This window comes from Stenotrophomonas sp. 2694 (assembly GCF_040548715.1).
GTDB classification, from domain to species: domain Bacteria; phylum Pseudomonadota; class Gammaproteobacteria; order Xanthomonadales; family Xanthomonadaceae; genus Stenotrophomonas; species Stenotrophomonas indicatrix.
The window spans coordinates 176,432-193,140 of record NZ_JBEPSG010000008.1 but is presented as its reverse complement, the minus strand read 5'-3'; the positions used below and the strand labels follow the sequence as shown (position 1 = coordinate 193,140).

Sequence of the window (16,709 nt, the reverse complement as noted above, 5' to 3'; positions counted from 1 at the left end):
CCCCATACACGCGAATCCGCAGGGTCAGAGCCCTTCCTGCGGAAAGGATCTGACCCCGGTCTCCATATACCCTGCGGGCATCACCTCATGCCCGCGCGCCACTCAGCGGCACGTGCCTTCATCGGTAGCATCAAGCCATGCCCACCCTGCCTGCCGATCCGACCGCGCCCACCGTCGCCATCGTGGCCTGCCACGGCCAGGGCCTGTTCGAATTCGGCTGCGCGGTCGGCCTGTTCGCACCCATCCGCCCTGAACTGGGCGTGGCCTGGTACCGCACCCAGCTCTGCGCTGGCGAACCCGGTGCACTGCGCATGCTCGGCAGCGCGCAGGTGCAGCTGCCCTACGATCTGAGCGCCGTCGACGACGCCGACATCATCGTCATTCCCGGTTGGCGCGAACCCAGCGAGCGCCCGCCGCAGGCGTTGCTTGATGCCCTCACCCGCGCCCACGCGCGCGGCGCACGCATCACGTCCATCTGCTCCGGTGCATTCGTGCTCGCCTGGGCTGGATTGCTCGATGGTCGCCAAGCCACCACCCACTGGCGCCTCACCGAAGCGCTCGCGCGCGAATTTCCGCGCATCCACGTGCGCGACGATGTGCTGTACGTGGACGCCGGCAGCATCATCACCTCGGCCGGATCGGCCACCGGCATGGACATGATGCTGCACATGGTGCGCAAGGATTACGGCGCGCGCGTGGCCAATCTGGTGGCCGAACGGCTGGTGCTGGCACCCTGGCGCGATGCCGAACGCAGCCAGCGGGTCAGCCGCGCGATCCCGCTGGGCGAGCCCACGCGGCTGGCGAAACTGATGGAATGGATGCGCCGCAACCTGCGCGAGCCGCATTCGCTGGGCAGCCTGGCCGAACAGGCCGCACTCAGCCAGCGCACCCTGCAGCGGCAGTTCCTGGAAGCCACCGGCCTGTCGCCCATCGACTGGCTCATCCGCGAACGCGTGGCCTACGCACGCGAACTGCTGGAAACCACCGACCGCCCGCTGCAATGGGTGGCCGAACAGGCGGGGTTCGGCTCGCAGGAATCGTTCCGCCGGCACTTCCGCGGCATGGTCGATGCCAGCCCCATCGAATACCGCAACCAGCACCGCAGTGGCCTCAGCGCCGACCGGCTGGTGGGTTGCTGAGCGCCGCCCGGTTATTCAGGCCACAGACGTACATCGCGTGTGCCGACCGGGAGCATGCCCCTCGGCTTGCAGAACACCAAGTCCCGCCCGACGCAGTTGTCGCGCGTGAAAATAGCGACGCCGCCCTCGCTGCCGAACACCGCATAGTGCGACGTCAACTGGCAGACCAGGGTGTGCTCCGCGTCAGGGTGATGCCGCCAGAACGGACTTTCCGCGTAGTAGGGAAACAAATGGAGCTGCGCGTTGGCATACCCGCGCTGGATGGAATAGTCAGCAAACCCGGAGTGCTCAACCTCCACACTCCGAAGCGCTTCGCCAAGCTGCTTCATCGCAGCCGCTGCGTCCTGCGCTGGCGGCATTCCTTCGAACAATTCCAATGCCAACTGTAGCCGTTCGCTCTTTCTCATCACCTGATCCGTGGATAAGCAGCTTCCCTGCACAGGATTGTAGAGCGTTGCCGCGATGGGCACAGCGTCTGTTCGACCGCATCAGAGTCGTGTCCGCGCGCGAATCCGCCAGCACTGCGCCACGAATCCGATCGCGAACACCACCGCGCACCCCAGCAACGTCTGCAGGATCTCCGGCGCCAACGGCGCAGCCGCGATCGGGTGCGCCACCGGCAAGCGTGTCAGCGTTTCATTCACGCCTGGCACCAGAGACAGCAGGAAGCTGAAAGACAGCGCGAACGTGGACAGATAGGGTGCCAATCGCCCAAGGAACCGCAACCGGGCCGCCAACACCCCACCGAACGCAATCAGCAGAATCACCACACCAAACGCGTGGCCAGGATTGAGGCCCCCGGTGCTGGAGACGGTGAACGAGGTCACCACCGACAGCACCAACCCCAGCAGATAGAGCTTGCCGGCGCGCGTAGCCGGATCGATGCCGCGATGGCGGATGAAACCGTACAGGCCGGCGGCGATGGGAACCAGGCTGATCGCGGTGTGCACAATGCCCAAGGAAGAAAGCGGATGACTCATGGCGACCTCTGTTGGAGTTTTTAACCTACTAGTAGGTAGGCTCAGTGGACAAAAAGAAGGCCCGCTCCACGCAGGCCTTCGTCGAAACATTCAGACCGCCGGCACCAGCCGGGCAATCGACAACCGTGCGAGCGCCGCGAACGTCGCCGCATCACCAAATCCACGCGCGGCCAGCATCGCGCCGTGCACCGAGGCCATGAACGCCTTGGCCTCATCGGCAGGCGTGCCCTGCAGCCTCAGCTGCCCCTGCGCCGCCCCCTTTTCCAGCGTGATCGTCAGCCAGCCGCTCAGATCCTCGAAATGCCCGCGCACTTCATCGGCAATCTCGTCGGGGATCATCGGCGCTTCGGCCGCCAGCATCGCGCAGATGCAGAACGACGAGGTGCCACCGGCAATGCAGCTGGACCAGTAGTCCACGTAGGCGTTGAGCGCCAACAAAGGATCGCCCAGCTGCCGGTCCAGCAGCGCCAGGCCTTCCCGTGCCTCTGCCCGGTACAGCTCCACCACCGTCCGCACCAGATCCGCCTTGCTGGGGAAATGGTGGTGGATGCTGGCCTTGCTGATGTTCACCCGCGCGGACACGTCGGCATAGCTGAAACCGTTGTAGCCACCGGCTTCCAGCAGCGAACGGGCGTGGGCCAGGATCTCGTGGGCCTTGGGGGACAGTGACTCTTTCATGGGTGCAAACCTACTAGTAGGTAGGCCCCCTGTCAACCGACTCGTTCTCCGGGCATGGCCCGGCGCTACCTGACACGGGCTTCCCTGGTAGCGCCGGGCCATGCCCGGCGAGCGCAGCGGTCAGTGCGAAGACACATACAGCGCATCGGCTGGCGCCGGCCGCAGCGCAAAACTTCGCCGCATGCGCGCCACCTCGGCCGCCGGCGGCAACCCGAACAAGCGCTTGAACTCCCGATTGAACTGCGACGGGCTGGCGTACCCCACCGCCAACGATGCCGCCTCGGCCGTCATGCCCTGCCGCAGCATCAGTACCCGCGCCTGGTGCAGCCGCGTCGACTTCACGTACTGCATGGGCGAGGTACCGGTAATGCTGCGGAAGTGATCATGGAACGTGGCCACGCTCATCTCCGCCTGCGCTGCCAGCGCATCCACATCCAGCGCCGTCGAGTAGGCCGCATGAATATGCCGCAGCACCTTGCCGATGCGGCCGAAGCGCCCGCGCATCGCCAACGCCTCGCGCAGCGCCCCACCCTGTGCGCCGGTCAGCACCCGGAAATACAGCTCGCGCACCAGCGAGGGCCCCAGCACGTCGGCCTCCAATGGATCGGCCAGCGCTTCCAGCAATCGCAGCACCGTGGCCTGCATCGCAGGCTGCATCGGGCTGGACATCATGCTTCTTGCCGGCGCTTCGGCGCTGGTAGTGCGCTCGCCCAGTTCTATCAGCAGATCTGCGGCCAGCTGCAGATCCAGATGCAGGTAGATCGCCAGCAGCGGTGCCTCGGCCGTGGCCTCGGTTTCCATGGTGAAGGGCACTGGCACCGACACCGCCAGGTAGTGCTGCGCGTCGTACTGGTAGACCTGCCCGCCCAGATAGCCGCGCTTGACGCCCTGACAGACGATCACGATGCCCGGGTCGTACAGCACCGGCGTGCGCGCCAGTGGCCGGTTCGAGCGCAGCAGCCGCACCCCGGGCACTGCCGTCAGCGTGTAGCCCTCGTCCACGGCCAGCGCCTGCAGCAGGCCGACCATGCGCGCCTGTGCGGGATGTTGCAGCGGATCGTCAGCCGGCCCCATCAGGTACTCCAGAGGAATAGGCAAGAAAGCCCGAAGCTTAGGCCTGGGCGGCCGCGCACTCAATCACTAACGTGCAACTCCCCAGCCACGAGCCCTCAGCCATGACCGTATCCCGCCTCCTCCTCATCACCGGCGTCAGCAGCGGCTTCGGCCGCGCCCTGGCCCAGCAGGCCCTGCTGGCCGGCCATCGCGTGGTCGGCACCGTGCGCAGCGAATCTGCCCGCCAGCAATTTGCGGCGCTCGCCCCCGGTCGCACCTTCGGTCGCCTGCTGGATGTCACCGACGCCGCGGCCATCGATGCACTGGTGGCCACCGTCGAAGCCGACATCGGCGCCATCGACGTGCTGGTCAACAATGCCGGCTACGGCCACGAAGGCATCCTCGAAGAATCCACGCTGGACGAACTGCGCCATCAGTTCGAAGTGAACGTGTTCGGTCCTGCCGCGCTGATCAAAGCCGTGCTGCCGCACATGCGCGCGCGCCGCCGCGGCCACATCCTCAACATCACCTCCATGGGCGGCTTCATCACCTTGCCGGGCATCGCCTGGTACTGCGGCAGCAAGTTTGCGCTGGAAGGCATCAGCGAGGTGCTGGGCAAGGAAGTGGCGCAGTTCGGCATCCACGTGACCGCGATCGCGCCGGGCTCGTTCCGCACCGATTGGGCTGGCCGTTCGATGGTGCGGGCCTCGCGCAGCATCGGCGACTACGACGCGCTGTTCGATCCGATCCGCAGCGCACGCGAGGAAAAGAGCGGCCATCAGCTGGGCGACCCGATCAAGGCCGCGCAAGCCATGCTGCAGGTGATCGACACCCCCAACCCACCCACGCATCTGCTGTTGGGCAGCGACGCGCTGCAACTGGTACGCGGCAAGCTGGCCGCCATGACAGAACGCATCGATGCCTGGGAGAACCTCAGCCGCTCCACCGACAACGCGGCGTTGCGGTAGCGCCGGGCTATGCCCGGCGAGCGAAGCGGCGCCAAAAGAAGCCGCCGGGCATGGCCCCGCGCTACCTCCCCGCTCGCTCAGTCGTCCTGCACCAGCCCGAACTCGCGCAGCAGCCCACCAATCTGGGTCTTGTCCAGCTTGTTCATCAGCAGGTTGCGCAGGAACGCCGGCCCCGGAATGTCCAGCTCCTTGCCATCGCGAAGACGCCCGGTCGCTGCCAGCAGCGTGCGCACGTCGTAGGTCGAATTGAACACCTCCGGCACGCCGCGCTCGATACCCAGCAGCGTGTACACCGCTTCCATCGGCGTGCGCACCGAATACTCGGTGGTGAAGATGCAGTCGCACTGCTTCGATTCGGCGAACTGGCCGATGAAGGCAAAGTTCACCGCGCCCTCCGGCACCACGTCCGGGCGGTCACCGGCCTGGCGCGGCATGAAGAACGCAGTGATGTACGGCATCATCACCGGCACTGTCTTCGCCCCGGTCGCCGCCAGCTCGTCGATCTCCTCCACCGGCACACCCAGGTGGTACAGCCATTCGCGGGTGATCTCCTCGCCCGTGCAGTCCTGCATCGGCTTGTTCACGTAATCGCCCGGCGTATCCACGAACAGCGAATACACCCACACCACGATCTGGTCCTTCGGCTGGTTCTTGAAGTGCGGCTGGCGGTTCACCGTCCAGCTCATCAACCAGCGCGAATCGCGCACGCTCACGATGCCGCCGGTCACCACCCTGCCGCTGAACGGATCGCGCTTGGCAATCTTCTCGATGTACGCCGGAATGCGCGCGTCCAGCGTGGTCACCGTCGCCGATTCCCACTTGGTTTCCGGTATATGCGCACCGAATACATCCGGGCGCCCGAACGCCGCATCCTTGGCCGCGATGCGTCGCCACAGGTCCCACGCCGGTGCAGGGCCTTCATTCAAGCGTGCGGCGGTGTGATGGTCGCCGTTGTCGGAATTCTCGGTCAGCGAGCCGATCGTCATGAACACCAGATCGTCCGCGCCCAGGTCCACGCCACCGGCCTGTCCATCCTGCATCCAGTGGATGCGCGTGGCCTGCTTGCGGCCCGCCTGCAGGTCGAAGTCAACATCGGTCACTTCAGTGCCGTACTGGAACCGCACGCCGCGCTCCTGCAGCCACTTCACCAGCGGCAGCACCAGCGATTCGTACTGGTTGTACTTGGTGAACTTCAGCGCCGAGAAATCCGGCAGCCCGCCGATATGGTGGATGAAACGATGCAGGTACAGCTTCATCTCCAGCGCCGAGTGCCACTCCTCGAACGCGAACATCGTGCGCCAGTACAGCCAGAAATTGCTGTCGAGGAAATCGCGGCCAAGCACTTCGTTGATGCGCTTGTTCTCCATCTCCTGCCGGGTGGCCAGGAACAGCGCGATGACGTCCTTCTGCGCCTGCTCGCTCAGGGTGAACAAGCCATCGGTATGCGCATCTTCGCCGCGATTGATCGTGGCACGCTGCAGCGAATAGTTCGGGTCGTCCTTGTTCAACCAGTAGAACTCGTCCAGCACACTGGCATCGTCGATTTCCAACGACGGAATCGAGCGGAACAGATCCCACAGGCACTCGAAGTGGTCTTCCATCTCGCGGCCACCACGGATCACGAAACCCTTCTCCGGCACCTTCAGGCCATCCAGCGCGCCACCGGCAATCTGCTGCTGTTCCAGGATGGTGATGCGCTCACCGGGCATGCGCCCATCGCGCACCAGGAACGCCGCACCGGCCAGCGAGGCCAGGCCCGAACCCACGAACCAGGCCGTCTTGTTGTCCACGCCCTGCGGCTTGCGCGGGCGCGCGAAGGCCTCGTAGTTGCCACTGCTGTAGTACATGCGTGTCTCCTTCCTGGATGGGGTAGCCCCCACTCTAGCGCCGAACCGATGTACCGCATCCTGCAGAGAGACTGCGACGCAGTGACGCAGGTGCTTCCCGTCCCAGCGTTGCAAGCGGCCTCATCCGCGGTCAGCCGTCGCCTCGGTAGTGAACCAGCGCTGGAACCCCTGGATGGCGTCAGGCATCAGCGCGCTGGCGCGCTCACGCACAATAGACTCGGCGTGGCGAATGGCACTCACTGCATCCGGCTGCGCACACAACGCCATCGCCACATCCGACGCGTCCAGCATCGCGAGGTTCACGCCCACGCCCACCGGCGGCATCAGATGGGCAGCATCGCCGATCAGCGTCACGCCATTGCGCGGTGTCCAACGGAAATCCGCCGGCAGGCTGTAGATCGGCCGCCGCACGAAGTCGGTGCACGCCTCCAGCAGCCGCCGCAGGTTCGGTGCCCAGCCGGTGTAGCTGCCTGTCACCAGCGCGCGCATGCCTTGTTGCGCGATCTGCGCATCAAGCCAATCAGAGGGCCGCTTCAGCGCCGCGTACACGCAGAATCGATCGCCGCTGTTGCGCTGAACGAACAGCGCTTCCTCGCCGCCAAAGCAGAACAGGCTGCCCTGCCCCACCATGCCCGCGATATCTGCCGCAGGCTGCGCTATCCATCCTTCAAAGAAAGTAATGCCGGTCGACAGCGGCTGGCAGGCACTCAAGGCAGCGCGCACTTTCGACCACGCACCATCGGCACCAATCACGATGTCCGCCTCGGCCTGCACACCATTGGCGAAGCGCAGGCTCTGGCAGCCGGCATCTGCAGGTTCCATCCCGCTCAGGCAATGGCCCCACTGCACCGTGTCGGCCGGCAACGCGTCCAGCAGCAACTGGCGCAGGTCACCGCGGTCGATCTCCGGCTTGTCCATGCTTCCCTCCGGCCCGAACCCACCTGCGGTAATCGCCCCGGACCACGGATCACCCACCCGCGCCTCCTGGCCTTCATGGCGCGCCACCGCCCGGAACGCCTCCAGCAGACCAGCCCGCTGCAGCGCTACCTGGCCGGAGTCCTCGTGCAGGTCCAGCGTGCCGCCCTGGGTGCGCTGCTGCCCGGACGACTCGCCCTCGTACACGCTCACCCGATGGCCGCCGCGATGCAGGATGAGCGCGGCCGTCAGGCCGGCGGGGCCCGCGCCGATGATGGCGATACGTGGAGGGTGCGGCATGAGGTGGCCTGCTGGTCGGTTGATACATCAACCGTAGAACGTTCGAGTTGACACGTCAACCAACCGCAGGCAACGTGAGCGCATGACCTCACCCACCATCACCCCTGACGAGTGGGCCGCTTGGCGCGGCTTCCGGCGCATGGCCGAGATCACCTCCGGCCGCATCGTCCACGACATCACCCGCAGCACCGGGCTTTCCAGTGCCGACTTCGTCGTGCTGATGGAACTGAGCAAGGCCAAGGACCGCTGCCGCCGCCAGCGCGACCTGCAGGACTACCTGGAATGGGACAAGACCCGGCTCTCGCACCAGCTCACCCGCATGGCCGGCCGTGGCCTGATCGAGCGCGACACCGACAGTGACAACGTGGTGGTGATCCGCATGACCGCAGAAGGCCGCACCCAGCTAGGCGCAGCGCGGCCGGTACACGTCGCCAGCGTGCGCCGGAATTTCCTCGATCATCTCTCAGCCGATGACCTGGCCGCGCTGCAGCAGATCACCGACAAACTGCATGCAGCACTACAGGACGCGGAAAACTGAGACGCCGCCAATCGCCCGCGGCATCCCGGTAGTGCCGGCCGCTGGCCGGCAGCTGCAATCACCCAACCCCGCCAGGCTGCCGGCCAACGACCGGCACTACCCCAACCGACAATCCACGCCGCGTCATTGACCGGTAGTGGCGGGCGCCGGGCCGCCCCCCCCCCCCCCCCCCCCCCCCCCCCGGGCCCGCCCCCCCCCCGCCCCCCCCCCCCCCCCCCCCCCCCCCCCACCCCGCCTTCGACAGATTTCCGCGATCTGTCGGGAAGGCATGGCCTGCTCTTGGTGGGTGTCGACCTTGGTCGACAGGTAGATGTAGATCCACGCCACGCGTGGATGCTTTTCGATCAATTGTCGAAATATTCGAATTCGATGGAGTCATCCACGCATGGCGTGGACCTACCAGATCGCGGGAAACCGTCAGAGGTGGGGCGGTGTCGGAGTGCGGGGTGTCCGCGGCATGGGCCCGAGGCATGCCTCGGGCGGGTTGGGCAGGACGCCCAACCCCGGTCTTGCCGTGTGCGCAGGACAGCGCACACGAGCAAGCGGCGGCCAAGCCTACAAGGACGTACTTGCGGCGTCCCCGCAGTCCGACACCGCCCCGCCATCCCACGGAAGCCCGCTGTAGCTGTAGCGGTTGCTGTTGCTGTTGCTTGAAAGCATCTGCAGGTGCAGGGCGCAGCCCTGCCGACCTACTCCGCCCAGCCTTCGATTTCGCCGTGCGCGAACGGTCCGAGCTTGGCCTTCACCATCCGTCCCTGTGCGTCGAACAACACGCTGTAGGGCAGCAGACCCTGCGCGTTGCCCAACTGCACGCTGGCATCGCGTGGGCCGGGGGTATCGAGCACGATGGGATAGTCCACCGGCACCCGCTGCAGGAAATCATGCACGCCGTCCGGCGTATCCAGTGCCAGGCCCAACACCTGCACGCCGTGCGCGCCTTGGCCCTCGGCAAAGCGGGCCAGTTCGGGCATCTCTTCCACGCAGGGGCCGCACCAGCTGGCCCACACATTGACCAGCAATGGGTGGCCCTTGAAGCGTTCGCGGATATCCAGCGCGTGACCTTCAGCATCGGCAAGCACCAGCGCCGGCAGCGGATCACCGGGCCGCAGCATCGGCAGCGCCGGCGGCGATACCGCAACAGGCGCTGCAGCTTCCGTCGCCGGCTCCGGCGCCAGCCGGTTGCCGGCCCACAGGCCAAGACCGGCAGCCAGCACTGCTGTCCACAGCAGCGCTGGCCGTTGCCACTTCATCGCGCGGTGCGCAGCAGTGCTTCTTCCACCAGCGCCTGCGTCAGCAGGGTCGGCAGCACCGTCGGCGGGGCGCCGGGGCCGTACACCACGTACAGCGGCACGCCCACGGCCTTGTGCTCATCCAGGAACGCGGTGATCTGCGGGTCGACATTGGTGTAGTCGCCACGCATGTACACCGCGTTGGTGCGCTTGAGCAGTTCCTTGAACTCCGGGCGCGACAGCACCGCGCGCTCGTTGGCCTTGCAGCTCACGCACCAGTCGGCGGTCATGTTGACGAACACGACGCGGTTGTCGGCGCGCAGGCGGTCCAGCATCTGCGGCGAATAATCCACCACGTTCTCGCTGCTCGCCTGCGCGGCACGCGCCGGCGGTGCCAGCTGGGTCACACCCCACACCGGCACCAGCGCGGCGATCACCAGCAGCACGCCCAGCAGCCCGGCCGCGCGCTGGCTGCGCCAGCGGCTGCGCTCGAACAGCCACAGGCCACCGGTAAGCAGCAGCAGGCCACCCAGTGCCAGCGCCATGCCATCCACGCCGCGCTGCTTGCCCAGCACCCACAGCAGCCACAACGCGGCGGCGTACATCGGGAAGGCCAGCACGTGCTTGAGGGTTTCCATCCACTGGCCCGGCTTGGGCAGGCGACGGGCCAGCGCCGGCACGAAGCCGATCAGCAGGAACGGCAGGGCCAGGCCCAGGCCGAGGAACAGGAACACCAGCATCGCCGCCACCGGCGGTGCAACGAAGGCATAGGCCACCGCCGGGCCGAAGAACGGTCCCACGCAGGCACTGCCGACCACGCAGGCCAGCACGCCGGTGAAGAAGTCGCCGGCCGGGCCACTGCGTCGCGCCAGCGACTGGCCGAAGTTGCCGATGCCGCCGCCCATGGTGAACACGCCGGACAGGCTCAGGCCCACCGCGAACATGATGTAGGCCAACGCCGCGACCACGCCGGGATGCTGCAGCTGGAAACCGATGCCGACCGCATTGCCGAGCATGCGCAGGCCGACCATCAGCGCGCCGATCACCGCGAAGGCGACCAGCACGCCCAGCGTGTACCACATGGCATGGCTGCGGGCGCGCTCGGCGCTTTCACCGCTCTGCGCCAGGCTCAGCACTTTCAGCGACAGGATCGGCAGCACGCAGGGCATCAGATTCAGCACCAGGCCACCGCCCAGTGCCAGCAGCAGTACCCACAGCAGCGAGCTGTCGGTTTTCGGTACGCGGCTCGGAGCCTTGGTACGCAGCGCATTGTCCTGCTGCGCGTCGGCGGCGAAGGCATCGCGCGAGCCGTTGCTGGCGTCGGCACCACCCGTGGCGGCCGGCGCGTCGTTGGGCACGGTCGGAAGCAGGCGCAGCGGTGTGCCGTTGGCGCCCTCGCGGGTGCCGGCAGTGGCCGAAGCCGGCAGCGAACGAATCACTTCGTCGCGTGCGGCAGGTGCATCACTGGTGGTGTTGGCCTTGCCGGCGGGGATCGACAACTTCACCCGGCGGGTCATCGGCGGGTAGCAGATGCCATCGGTCTGGCAACCCTGGAAGGTCACCACCAGCGTGCTGTCGACCGCCTCGGCGCGGCTGCGGCGCAGCGGCACCGGCACTTCCACCTGGTTGAAATAGACCGCCACATCACCGAAGTGCTCGTCGCGGTGCGACTGCGCCGCCGGCCAACGCGGCTTGTCGGCCAGTACCCCGGCGCTGCCTTCCAGCTTCAGCGAGGTGCGGTCGCGATACAGGTAATAGCCCGGTGCCGGGCTGAAGCGCAGCAGCAGGGTATTGCCATCGCTGGCGATGGCATCGAAACCGAATGCCTGATCCGACGGCAGCGGCAGTGCCTGGCTGTTGCTGGTGCCCGGCAGTCGCAGGCCACCGCCACTGCCGGCGCCGGCCAGCGGGTTGTTGAATGCACTGGCGCCGGTGGCGCGTGCGGTCGGCAGCGTGGCCGCCGCACCGCCTGCACCGGGCAGGGTCACCTGCACCACGCGCTTCTGCGGCGGGTAGCACACACCAGCATCGGCGCAGCCCTGGTAACGCACTTCCAGGCTGATGGTGCCGGCGGCATCGGTGGGCGCGCCGGGCAGGGTGGCCTGCAGGCGCTCGCGGTAGGTCTCCACCTCACCGAAGAAATCGTCGTGGTGCTTCTTGCCTGCGGGCATCTGCAGCGCAGCGGCGTTGAACGCCGGATCGGCCTTCACCGTGGTGCGGTGGCGATACAGGTAGTAGCCCGGGGCGATCTTGAACTGCAGTTGGATCTGGCCACGCTCGGGCGCGCTGGCGGTCAGCGCGAACGCCTGGTCCACCGGCAGCAGATCCTTCTCATCCAGCGCGAAGGCCGGCAATGAAAGCCACAACAGAGCGCACAAGGCGGCGCCACGCGCAAACAGAGTCTTCAATCAGTGTCCTCCCGGGTCTGTGCCCGGATCCAGTCCAGATACGCCGGCAGGCCGGCCCGGGTTTCGACCGCGATGCACTCCGGGAGTTCATACGGATGCAGTTCGACGATCCGGGCGATGGCTTCATCGACACGGCTCGCGGTGGTCTTCACCAGCAGCTGCAGCTCGGCGTCGGTGGTGACCTCACCCTGCCAGCGGTAGGTCGACTGAGCGCCGTCCAGGCGGGTCACGCAGGCAGCCAGATGCTCGGCGACCAGCGCATGCGCGATGCGCTCGGCACTGGCCCGGTCCGGGCAGGTGGTCAACAGCAGCAGGACGGGATCGACGGTCGACATGACCGTCGAGTATAGGGCCGTCGCCGGGGCAGGGCCCGGCGACGGCAGTGGACCGCAGCGTTGCGCGGTCAGTTGGCCAGCTGGCAGGTGGCCGGCTTGGCCGAGGTGAACAGGCCCGGGGTGGCCCACTCGGGGTGGTCGATGAAGGGGTTGCGGTTGCCCTGGAACGAGTAGATCACGTCATTACGCGCCTGCTCGGCGGCATCCGGCGGATCGGACAGGTGCCAGTCGATCAGGGTCGACAGCAGGCCCATGTAGGCCGGCGAGCTGCTGGTCTTGACGATCTTGCTGCGGTCGTCGGTCAGTTCCAGGTCCGGTTCGGACTGGCCGGTGGCCGCATCCTTGCCACCTTCATAGCGGATGGCCATGTACATCACCGCGCGTGCCATGTCGCCCTTGCGATGGCCCCACACCTCGAAGGTACCGGCATTGCCATCCGGTGTACGTACCCAGTTCGAATTGCCCGGGTAACCACCGCTGCCACCGCCGTGGCCGTTGTTGGCTTCGGTGGCACGCTCGCCGCAGTTGGCATCGCACTTGCCGAACGGCTTGTTGCCGCGGTCGGCATTCCACTGTGCGTCGGTCAGGTACAGCATGTGGGTGTCGGTGTAGGGCGCGTACGGCAGGCCCTTGTCACCGGTGGTGCTGGCAAAGCCCAGCGAGTTCGGCCAGGTGTGCTCGCGGTTGTACTTCAGTCCACCGCCACTGCCTGCACGGTCGGTCACCTTGGCGAAGCTGTGGTTGCGGTAGGCATCGAGGATCCGGCCACTGTTGTTCGGATCTTCGTCGGCGATTTCCAGGATGGTCCAGGTGCTGGTGCCCGAGCCACTGTACGGATACGCGGTGTGGCCCTTGATGGTGGCGTGCAGCGAGCAGCGCAGCTGGCTGGGGCTGCTGGTGTTGACCTTCGAGTAGTAACCGGCCGGTCCGCCGGGATTGCCCGGGTCCGGATTGCCGGTGGTGGTGGCCACGGTGAAGGCGATGCGGCTGTCGGTCGCCGGGCGGGCACCCTGCGCATCGGTGATGCGTGCGGCACGGATGTCGAAGCGGCAGGCTTCACCGGCGACCAGCGCGGTGTTGGTCGACAGCTTCACGCTCTTGCCGCTGGCCGGCCAGGTCAGCGGCACGCTGCCCGAAGTGCCGCAGGTCAGTGCGAAGGCACCGCTGGCGAGGTTGACCGTCTCGCTGAACACCACTTCCAGGTCGGCGGCGGCAGGGAAGGTGCTGCTGCCCTGTGCCGGCGTGGTGGTGGACACCGACGGCGGCGTGTTCGGGCCCGGGGTGCTACCGCCGCTGAAGGTCTGGTTGTTGTTGCAGCTGCCGAAGGTCTGCCTGGCCGATTCGGCCCAGGTGAAGTGCGCGTACTGGCTGCCGCTGCCGGTCAGCTGCAGCGAGGTGCCCGCTACGGTGCTGTTGGTTTCGGCAACCGGAATGTTCTGGCTGGTCATGCCGGCGGCGGGGCCGCCGGAGGCGGTGATCGCGCCCTCGTAGCTGAGGAACTGGACCACCTTGCCGCTGGCGTCGACCAGGGCGATGCCGTCGTTGGCACCGTTCTGCAGGCCGTTGCTGGGGTAGGTGACCACCGCCAGGGTGGCGCTGCCGCAGCTGGCCGCGGTTCCGGCCGGCACCGCGTTGTTGGCGTAGACCGTGGCGGCCGACGGGTTGCTGCCGTTGTAGAGGTACAGGCGGTAGCCGGACAGGTCTTCGCCGGCGGTGGCGACCACTTCGATGGCTTCGCCGACGTCACCGGCAGCGGTGCTGTCGTCGTAGTGCAGTTCGTTGATGAAGACCTCGGCCTGGGCCGGCGCGGCAGCCAGGGCCAGCAGGCAGGCGGCGGCGAGCGGGGACAGCAATCGCATCGACTACTCCTTGTGATTGGGAATGCCGGGCCACCCTAAAGCCGATCCGGTGACACTTTGTCGTAAATGAACGCCAGATATCTGACAGTGCGACGGCGGTCACCAAATGGTGGCCAATTCCCCCTTGGCTTGCCGCGACGCATCCCTATAAAGGCGTCCGCGCAGGGAAGGAGTGCCGCCGGGCCGCCGGGAAAAATTTCGGGGGCGGGCCTTGAAAGGCCTCCGGAGGTCTCCATCTCTGTCGTGCTCCCGACCTGTCGGGCTTTTTCACGCGCGTTGCTGGCAGTCGCCTGGTGCGAGTGCTAACATCGCCGGACTTTTTCAGACCAATCAATAACTTAAGAGGTCCCACATGAGCATCAAGCCGCTGCACGACCGCGTTGTGGTCAAGCCGATCGAAGCCGACGAAGTTTCCGCCGGTGGCATCCTGATCCCGGACTCCGCCAAGGAAAAGTCCACCAAGGGTGAAGTCGTGGCCGTGGGCCCGGGCAAGCCGCTGGACAACGGCAACGTGCGCGCTCCGTCGCTGAAGGTCGGTGACAAGGTCATCTACGGCCAGTACGCCGGCAGCTCGTACAAGAGCGAAGGCGTCGAGTACAAGGTCCTGCGCGAAGACGACGTGCTCGCCGTCATCGGCTGAGCGTCGGCGCGACCTGCTTCATCCCCTGATTCCAACACCCAGCCGCCGGGCATGGCCCGGCGCTACCAATGAGGTAAACGCAATGGCTGCCAAGGATATTCGTTTCGGTGAAGACGCCCGTTCGCGCATGGTGCGCGGCGTCAACGTTCTCGCCAATGCCGTCAAGGCCACCCTGGGCCCGAAGGGCCGCAACGTCGTGCTCGAGAAGAGCTTCGGCGCCCCGACCATCACCAAGGACGGCGTGTCCGTCGCCAAGGAAATCGAACTGGCTGACAAGTTCGAGAACATGGGCGCGCAGATGGTGAAGGAAGTCGCCTCGCGTACCAACGACGACGCCGGCGACGGCACCACCACCGCCACCGTGCTGGCCCAGGCCCTGATCCGCGAAGGCGCCAAGGCCGTTGCTGCCGGCATGAACCCGATGGACCTCAAGCGCGGTATCGACAAGGCCGTCGTGGCTGCCGTCGCCGAGCTGAAGAACATCTCCAAGCCGACCGCTGACGACAAGGCCATTGCCCAGGTCGGCACGATCTCGGCCAACTCGGACGAGTCGATCGGCCAGATCATCGCCAACGCGATGAAGGAAGTCGGCAAGGAAGGCGTAATCACCGTTGAAGAAGGCTCGGGCCTGGACAACGAGCTGGACGTGGTCAAGGGCATGCAGTTCGACCGCGGCTACCTGTCCCCGTACTTCATCAACAACCAGCAGTCGCAGACCGCTGACCTGGATGACCCGTACATCCTGCTGCACGACAAGAAGATCTCCAACGTCCGTGACCTGCTGCCGGTGCTGGAAGGCGTCGCCAAGGCTGGCAAGCCGCTGCTGATCGTTGCCGAGGAAGTCGAAGGCGAAGCGCTGGCGACCCTGGTGGTCAACACCATCCGCGGCATCGTCAAGGTCGTGGCCGTCAAGGCTCCGGGCTTCGGCGACCGTCGCAAGGCGATGCTGGAAGACATGGCCGTGCTGACCGGCGGCACCGTGATCTCCGAGGAAGTCGGCCTGTCGCTGGAAAAGGCCACCATCAAGGACCTGGGCCGCGCCAAGAAGGTGCAGGTCTCCAAGGAAAACACCACCATCATCGATGGCGTGGGTGATAAGGCTGCGGTCGATTCGCGCGTTGCGCAGATCAAGACCCAGATCGAAGACACCTCCTCGGACTACGACCGCGAGAAGCTGCAGGAGCGCGTGGCCAAGCTGGCCGGTGGCGTTGCAGTGATCAAGGTCGGCGCGTCGACCGAAATCGAAATGAAGGAAAAGAAGGATCGCGTCGACGACGCCCTGCACGCGACCCGTGCAGCCGTTGAAGAAGGCGTGGTCCCGGGCGGCGGCGTTGCCCTGGTCCGTGCGGTCTCCGCACTGGCTGGCCTGAAGGGTGCCAACGAAGACCAGAACCACGGCATCCAGATCGCCCTGCGCGCGATGGAAGCCCCGCTGCGCGAAATCGTTGCCAACGCCGGTGAAGAGCCGTCGGTCATCGTCAACAAGGTCAAGGAAGGCACCGGCAGCTTCGGCTACAACGCCGCTACCGGCGAGTTCGGCGACATGCTGCAGTTCGGCATCCTGGACCCGACCAAGGTGACCCGTTCGGCGCTGCAGAACGCAGCCTCGATCGCTGGCCTGATGATCACCACCGAAGCCATGGTTGCCGACGCTCCGAAGAAGGACGAGCCGGCCATGGGTGGCGCTGGTGGCATGGGCGGCATGGGTGGCATGGGCGGCATGGACTTCTAAGTCCCGCTGCACTGCTGCAATGAAAAACCCCGCCGCAAGGCGGGGTTTTTTTGTGGGTGGCGTGTTGCCGCCAATGGGCACACGCCAA

Annotated in this window: 15 protein-coding genes; 5 read left to right on the top strand and 10 right to left on the bottom strand. The window is 66.3% G+C overall.

The genetic code is table 11. The features are described 5' to 3' along the window. Positions 1-137 precede the first annotated feature (137 nt). The gene (locus tag ABIA73_RS12465; protein ID WP_140227083.1) at positions 138-1,139 is read left to right on the top strand and encodes a helix-turn-helix domain-containing protein; all 1,002 of its coding nucleotides are present in this window, start codon (positions 138-140) and stop codon (positions 1,137-1,139) included. Between the two features lie 11 nt (positions 1,140-1,150). Here the strand turns inward: ABIA73_RS12465 and ABIA73_RS12460 are convergent, their stop codons facing one another. The 4 genes from ABIA73_RS12460 to ABIA73_RS12445 form a co-directional block, all read right to left on the bottom strand. Continuing rightward, positions 1,151-1,546, bottom strand: a complete 396-nt coding sequence (locus tag ABIA73_RS12460) for a hypothetical protein (protein WP_099783745.1) — start codon at positions 1,544-1,546, stop codon at positions 1,151-1,153. An 81-nt stretch (positions 1,547-1,627) separates the two neighbouring features. Then, positions 1,628-2,119, bottom strand: a complete 492-nt coding sequence (locus ABIA73_RS12455; RefSeq protein ID WP_354275861.1) for a hypothetical protein — start codon at positions 2,117-2,119, stop codon at positions 1,628-1,630. A 90-nt stretch (positions 2,120-2,209) separates the two neighbouring features. Next, a complete protein-coding gene (locus tag ABIA73_RS12450; protein WP_033830933.1) occupies positions 2,210-2,797 on the bottom strand; it encodes a TetR/AcrR family transcriptional regulator in 588 nt (195 codons plus the stop codon). A gap of 120 nt (positions 2,798-2,917) precedes the next feature. Next, complete coding sequence (locus ABIA73_RS12445) at positions 2,918-3,895, bottom strand: AraC family transcriptional regulator (protein ID WP_354275860.1); 978 nt, start codon at positions 3,893-3,895, stop codon at positions 2,918-2,920. Positions 3,896-3,972: 77 nt separating this feature from the next. On the opposite strand from ABIA73_RS12445, the gene ABIA73_RS12440 reads away from it, so the two are divergent. Continuing rightward, positions 3,973-4,818, top strand: a complete 846-nt coding sequence (locus tag ABIA73_RS12440) for an oxidoreductase (protein ID WP_354275859.1) — start codon at positions 3,973-3,975, stop codon at positions 4,816-4,818. Positions 4,819-4,895: 77 nt separating this feature from the next. Here the strand turns inward: ABIA73_RS12440 and ABIA73_RS12435 are convergent, their stop codons facing one another. Then, positions 4,896-6,665, bottom strand: a complete 1,770-nt coding sequence (locus ABIA73_RS12435) for an oleate hydratase (protein ID WP_354275858.1) — start codon at positions 6,663-6,665, stop codon at positions 4,896-4,898. A 120-nt stretch (positions 6,666-6,785) separates the two neighbouring features. After that, the gene (locus ABIA73_RS12430) at positions 6,786-7,880 is read right to left on the bottom strand and encodes an FAD-dependent oxidoreductase (RefSeq protein WP_354275857.1); all 1,095 of its coding nucleotides are present in this window, start codon (positions 7,878-7,880) and stop codon (positions 6,786-6,788) included. 82 nt (positions 7,881-7,962) lie between these two features. Between ABIA73_RS12430 and ABIA73_RS12425 the strand changes: the two genes are divergently transcribed. Beyond that, positions 7,963-8,418, top strand: coding sequence for a MarR family winged helix-turn-helix transcriptional regulator (locus tag ABIA73_RS12425; protein WP_059063955.1), 456 nt, complete (start codon positions 7,963-7,965; stop codon positions 8,416-8,418). Positions 8,419-9,107: 689 nt separating this feature from the next. On the opposite strand, the gene ABIA73_RS12420 is transcribed toward ABIA73_RS12425, so the two are convergent. The 4 genes from ABIA73_RS12420 to ABIA73_RS12405 all read right to left on the bottom strand — a co-directional run bounded on the left by ABIA73_RS12420 (position 9,108) and on the right by ABIA73_RS12405 (position 14,249). Then, positions 9,108-9,668 (bottom strand): TlpA family protein disulfide reductase, encoded by a 561-nt coding sequence (locus ABIA73_RS12420; protein ID WP_354275856.1) that lies wholly within the window; start codon positions 9,666-9,668, stop codon positions 9,108-9,110. After that, positions 9,665-12,055 (bottom strand): protein-disulfide reductase DsbD domain-containing protein, encoded by a 2,391-nt coding sequence (locus ABIA73_RS12415; RefSeq protein WP_354275855.1) that lies wholly within the window; start codon positions 12,053-12,055, stop codon positions 9,665-9,667. The genes ABIA73_RS12420 and ABIA73_RS12415 overlap by 4 nt, the downstream gene beginning before the upstream one ends. Then, positions 12,052-12,390 carry a divalent-cation tolerance protein CutA gene (cutA, locus tag ABIA73_RS12410; RefSeq protein WP_025878647.1) on the bottom strand — a complete coding sequence of 113 codons (339 nt, stop codon included), beginning with the start codon at positions 12,388-12,390 and terminating at the stop codon, positions 12,052-12,054. The genes ABIA73_RS12415 and cutA overlap by 4 nt, the downstream gene beginning before the upstream one ends. A gap of 68 nt (positions 12,391-12,458) precedes the next feature. Then, positions 12,459-14,249: an endonuclease gene (locus ABIA73_RS12405; RefSeq protein ID WP_301865511.1), complete on the bottom strand. Its 1,791-nt coding sequence runs from the start codon at positions 14,247-14,249 to the stop codon at positions 12,459-12,461. 352 nt (positions 14,250-14,601) lie between these two features. On the opposite strand from ABIA73_RS12405, the gene ABIA73_RS12400 reads away from it, so the two are divergent. Then, the gene (locus ABIA73_RS12400) at positions 14,602-14,889 is read left to right on the top strand and encodes a co-chaperone GroES (protein ID WP_025878649.1); all 288 of its coding nucleotides are present in this window, start codon (positions 14,602-14,604) and stop codon (positions 14,887-14,889) included. 82 nt (positions 14,890-14,971) lie between these two features. Next, on the top strand, positions 14,972-16,621 hold the full coding sequence (gene groL / locus ABIA73_RS12395) for a chaperonin GroEL (RefSeq protein ID WP_025878650.1): 1,650 nt from the start codon (positions 14,972-14,974) through the stop codon (positions 16,619-16,621). Positions 16,622-16,709 lie beyond the last annotated feature (88 nt).

Excerpts from the sequence above, each read along its gene's own strand:
- ABIA73_RS12465 (WP_140227083.1), top strand. The coding sequence starts at position 138 with ATGCCCACCCTGCCTGCCGATCCGACCGCGCCCACCGTCGCCATCGTG.
- ABIA73_RS12460 (WP_099783745.1), bottom strand. The coding sequence starts at position 1,546 with ATGAGAAAGAGCGAACGGCTACAGTTGGCATTGGAATTGTTCGAAGGA.
- ABIA73_RS12455 (WP_354275861.1), bottom strand. The coding sequence starts at position 2,119 with ATGAGTCATCCGCTTTCTTCCTTGGGCATTGTGCACACCGCGATCAGC.
- ABIA73_RS12450 (WP_033830933.1), bottom strand. The coding sequence starts at position 2,797 with ATGAAAGAGTCACTGTCCCCCAAGGCCCACGAGATCCTGGCCCACGCC.
- ABIA73_RS12440 (WP_354275859.1), top strand. The coding sequence starts at position 3,973 with ATGACCGTATCCCGCCTCCTCCTCATCACCGGCGTCAGCAGCGGCTTC.
- ABIA73_RS12435 (WP_354275858.1), bottom strand. The coding sequence starts at position 6,665 with ATGTACTACAGCAGTGGCAACTACGAGGCCTTCGCGCGCCCGCGCAAG.
- ABIA73_RS12430 (WP_354275857.1), bottom strand. The coding sequence starts at position 7,880 with ATGCCGCACCCTCCACGTATCGCCATCATCGGCGCGGGCCCCGCCGGC.
- ABIA73_RS12425 (WP_059063955.1), top strand. The coding sequence starts at position 7,963 with ATGACCTCACCCACCATCACCCCTGACGAGTGGGCCGCTTGGCGCGGC.
- ABIA73_RS12420 (WP_354275856.1), bottom strand. The coding sequence starts at position 9,668 with ATGAAGTGGCAACGGCCAGCGCTGCTGTGGACAGCAGTGCTGGCTGCC.
- cutA (WP_025878647.1), bottom strand. The coding sequence starts at position 12,390 with ATGTCGACCGTCGATCCCGTCCTGCTGCTGTTGACCACCTGCCCGGAC.
- ABIA73_RS12405 (WP_301865511.1), bottom strand. The coding sequence starts at position 14,249 with ATGCGATTGCTGTCCCCGCTCGCCGCCGCCTGCCTGCTGGCCCTGGCT.
- ABIA73_RS12400 (WP_025878649.1), top strand. The coding sequence starts at position 14,602 with ATGAGCATCAAGCCGCTGCACGACCGCGTTGTGGTCAAGCCGATCGAA.
- groL (WP_025878650.1), top strand. The coding sequence starts at position 14,972 with ATGGCTGCCAAGGATATTCGTTTCGGTGAAGACGCCCGTTCGCGCATG.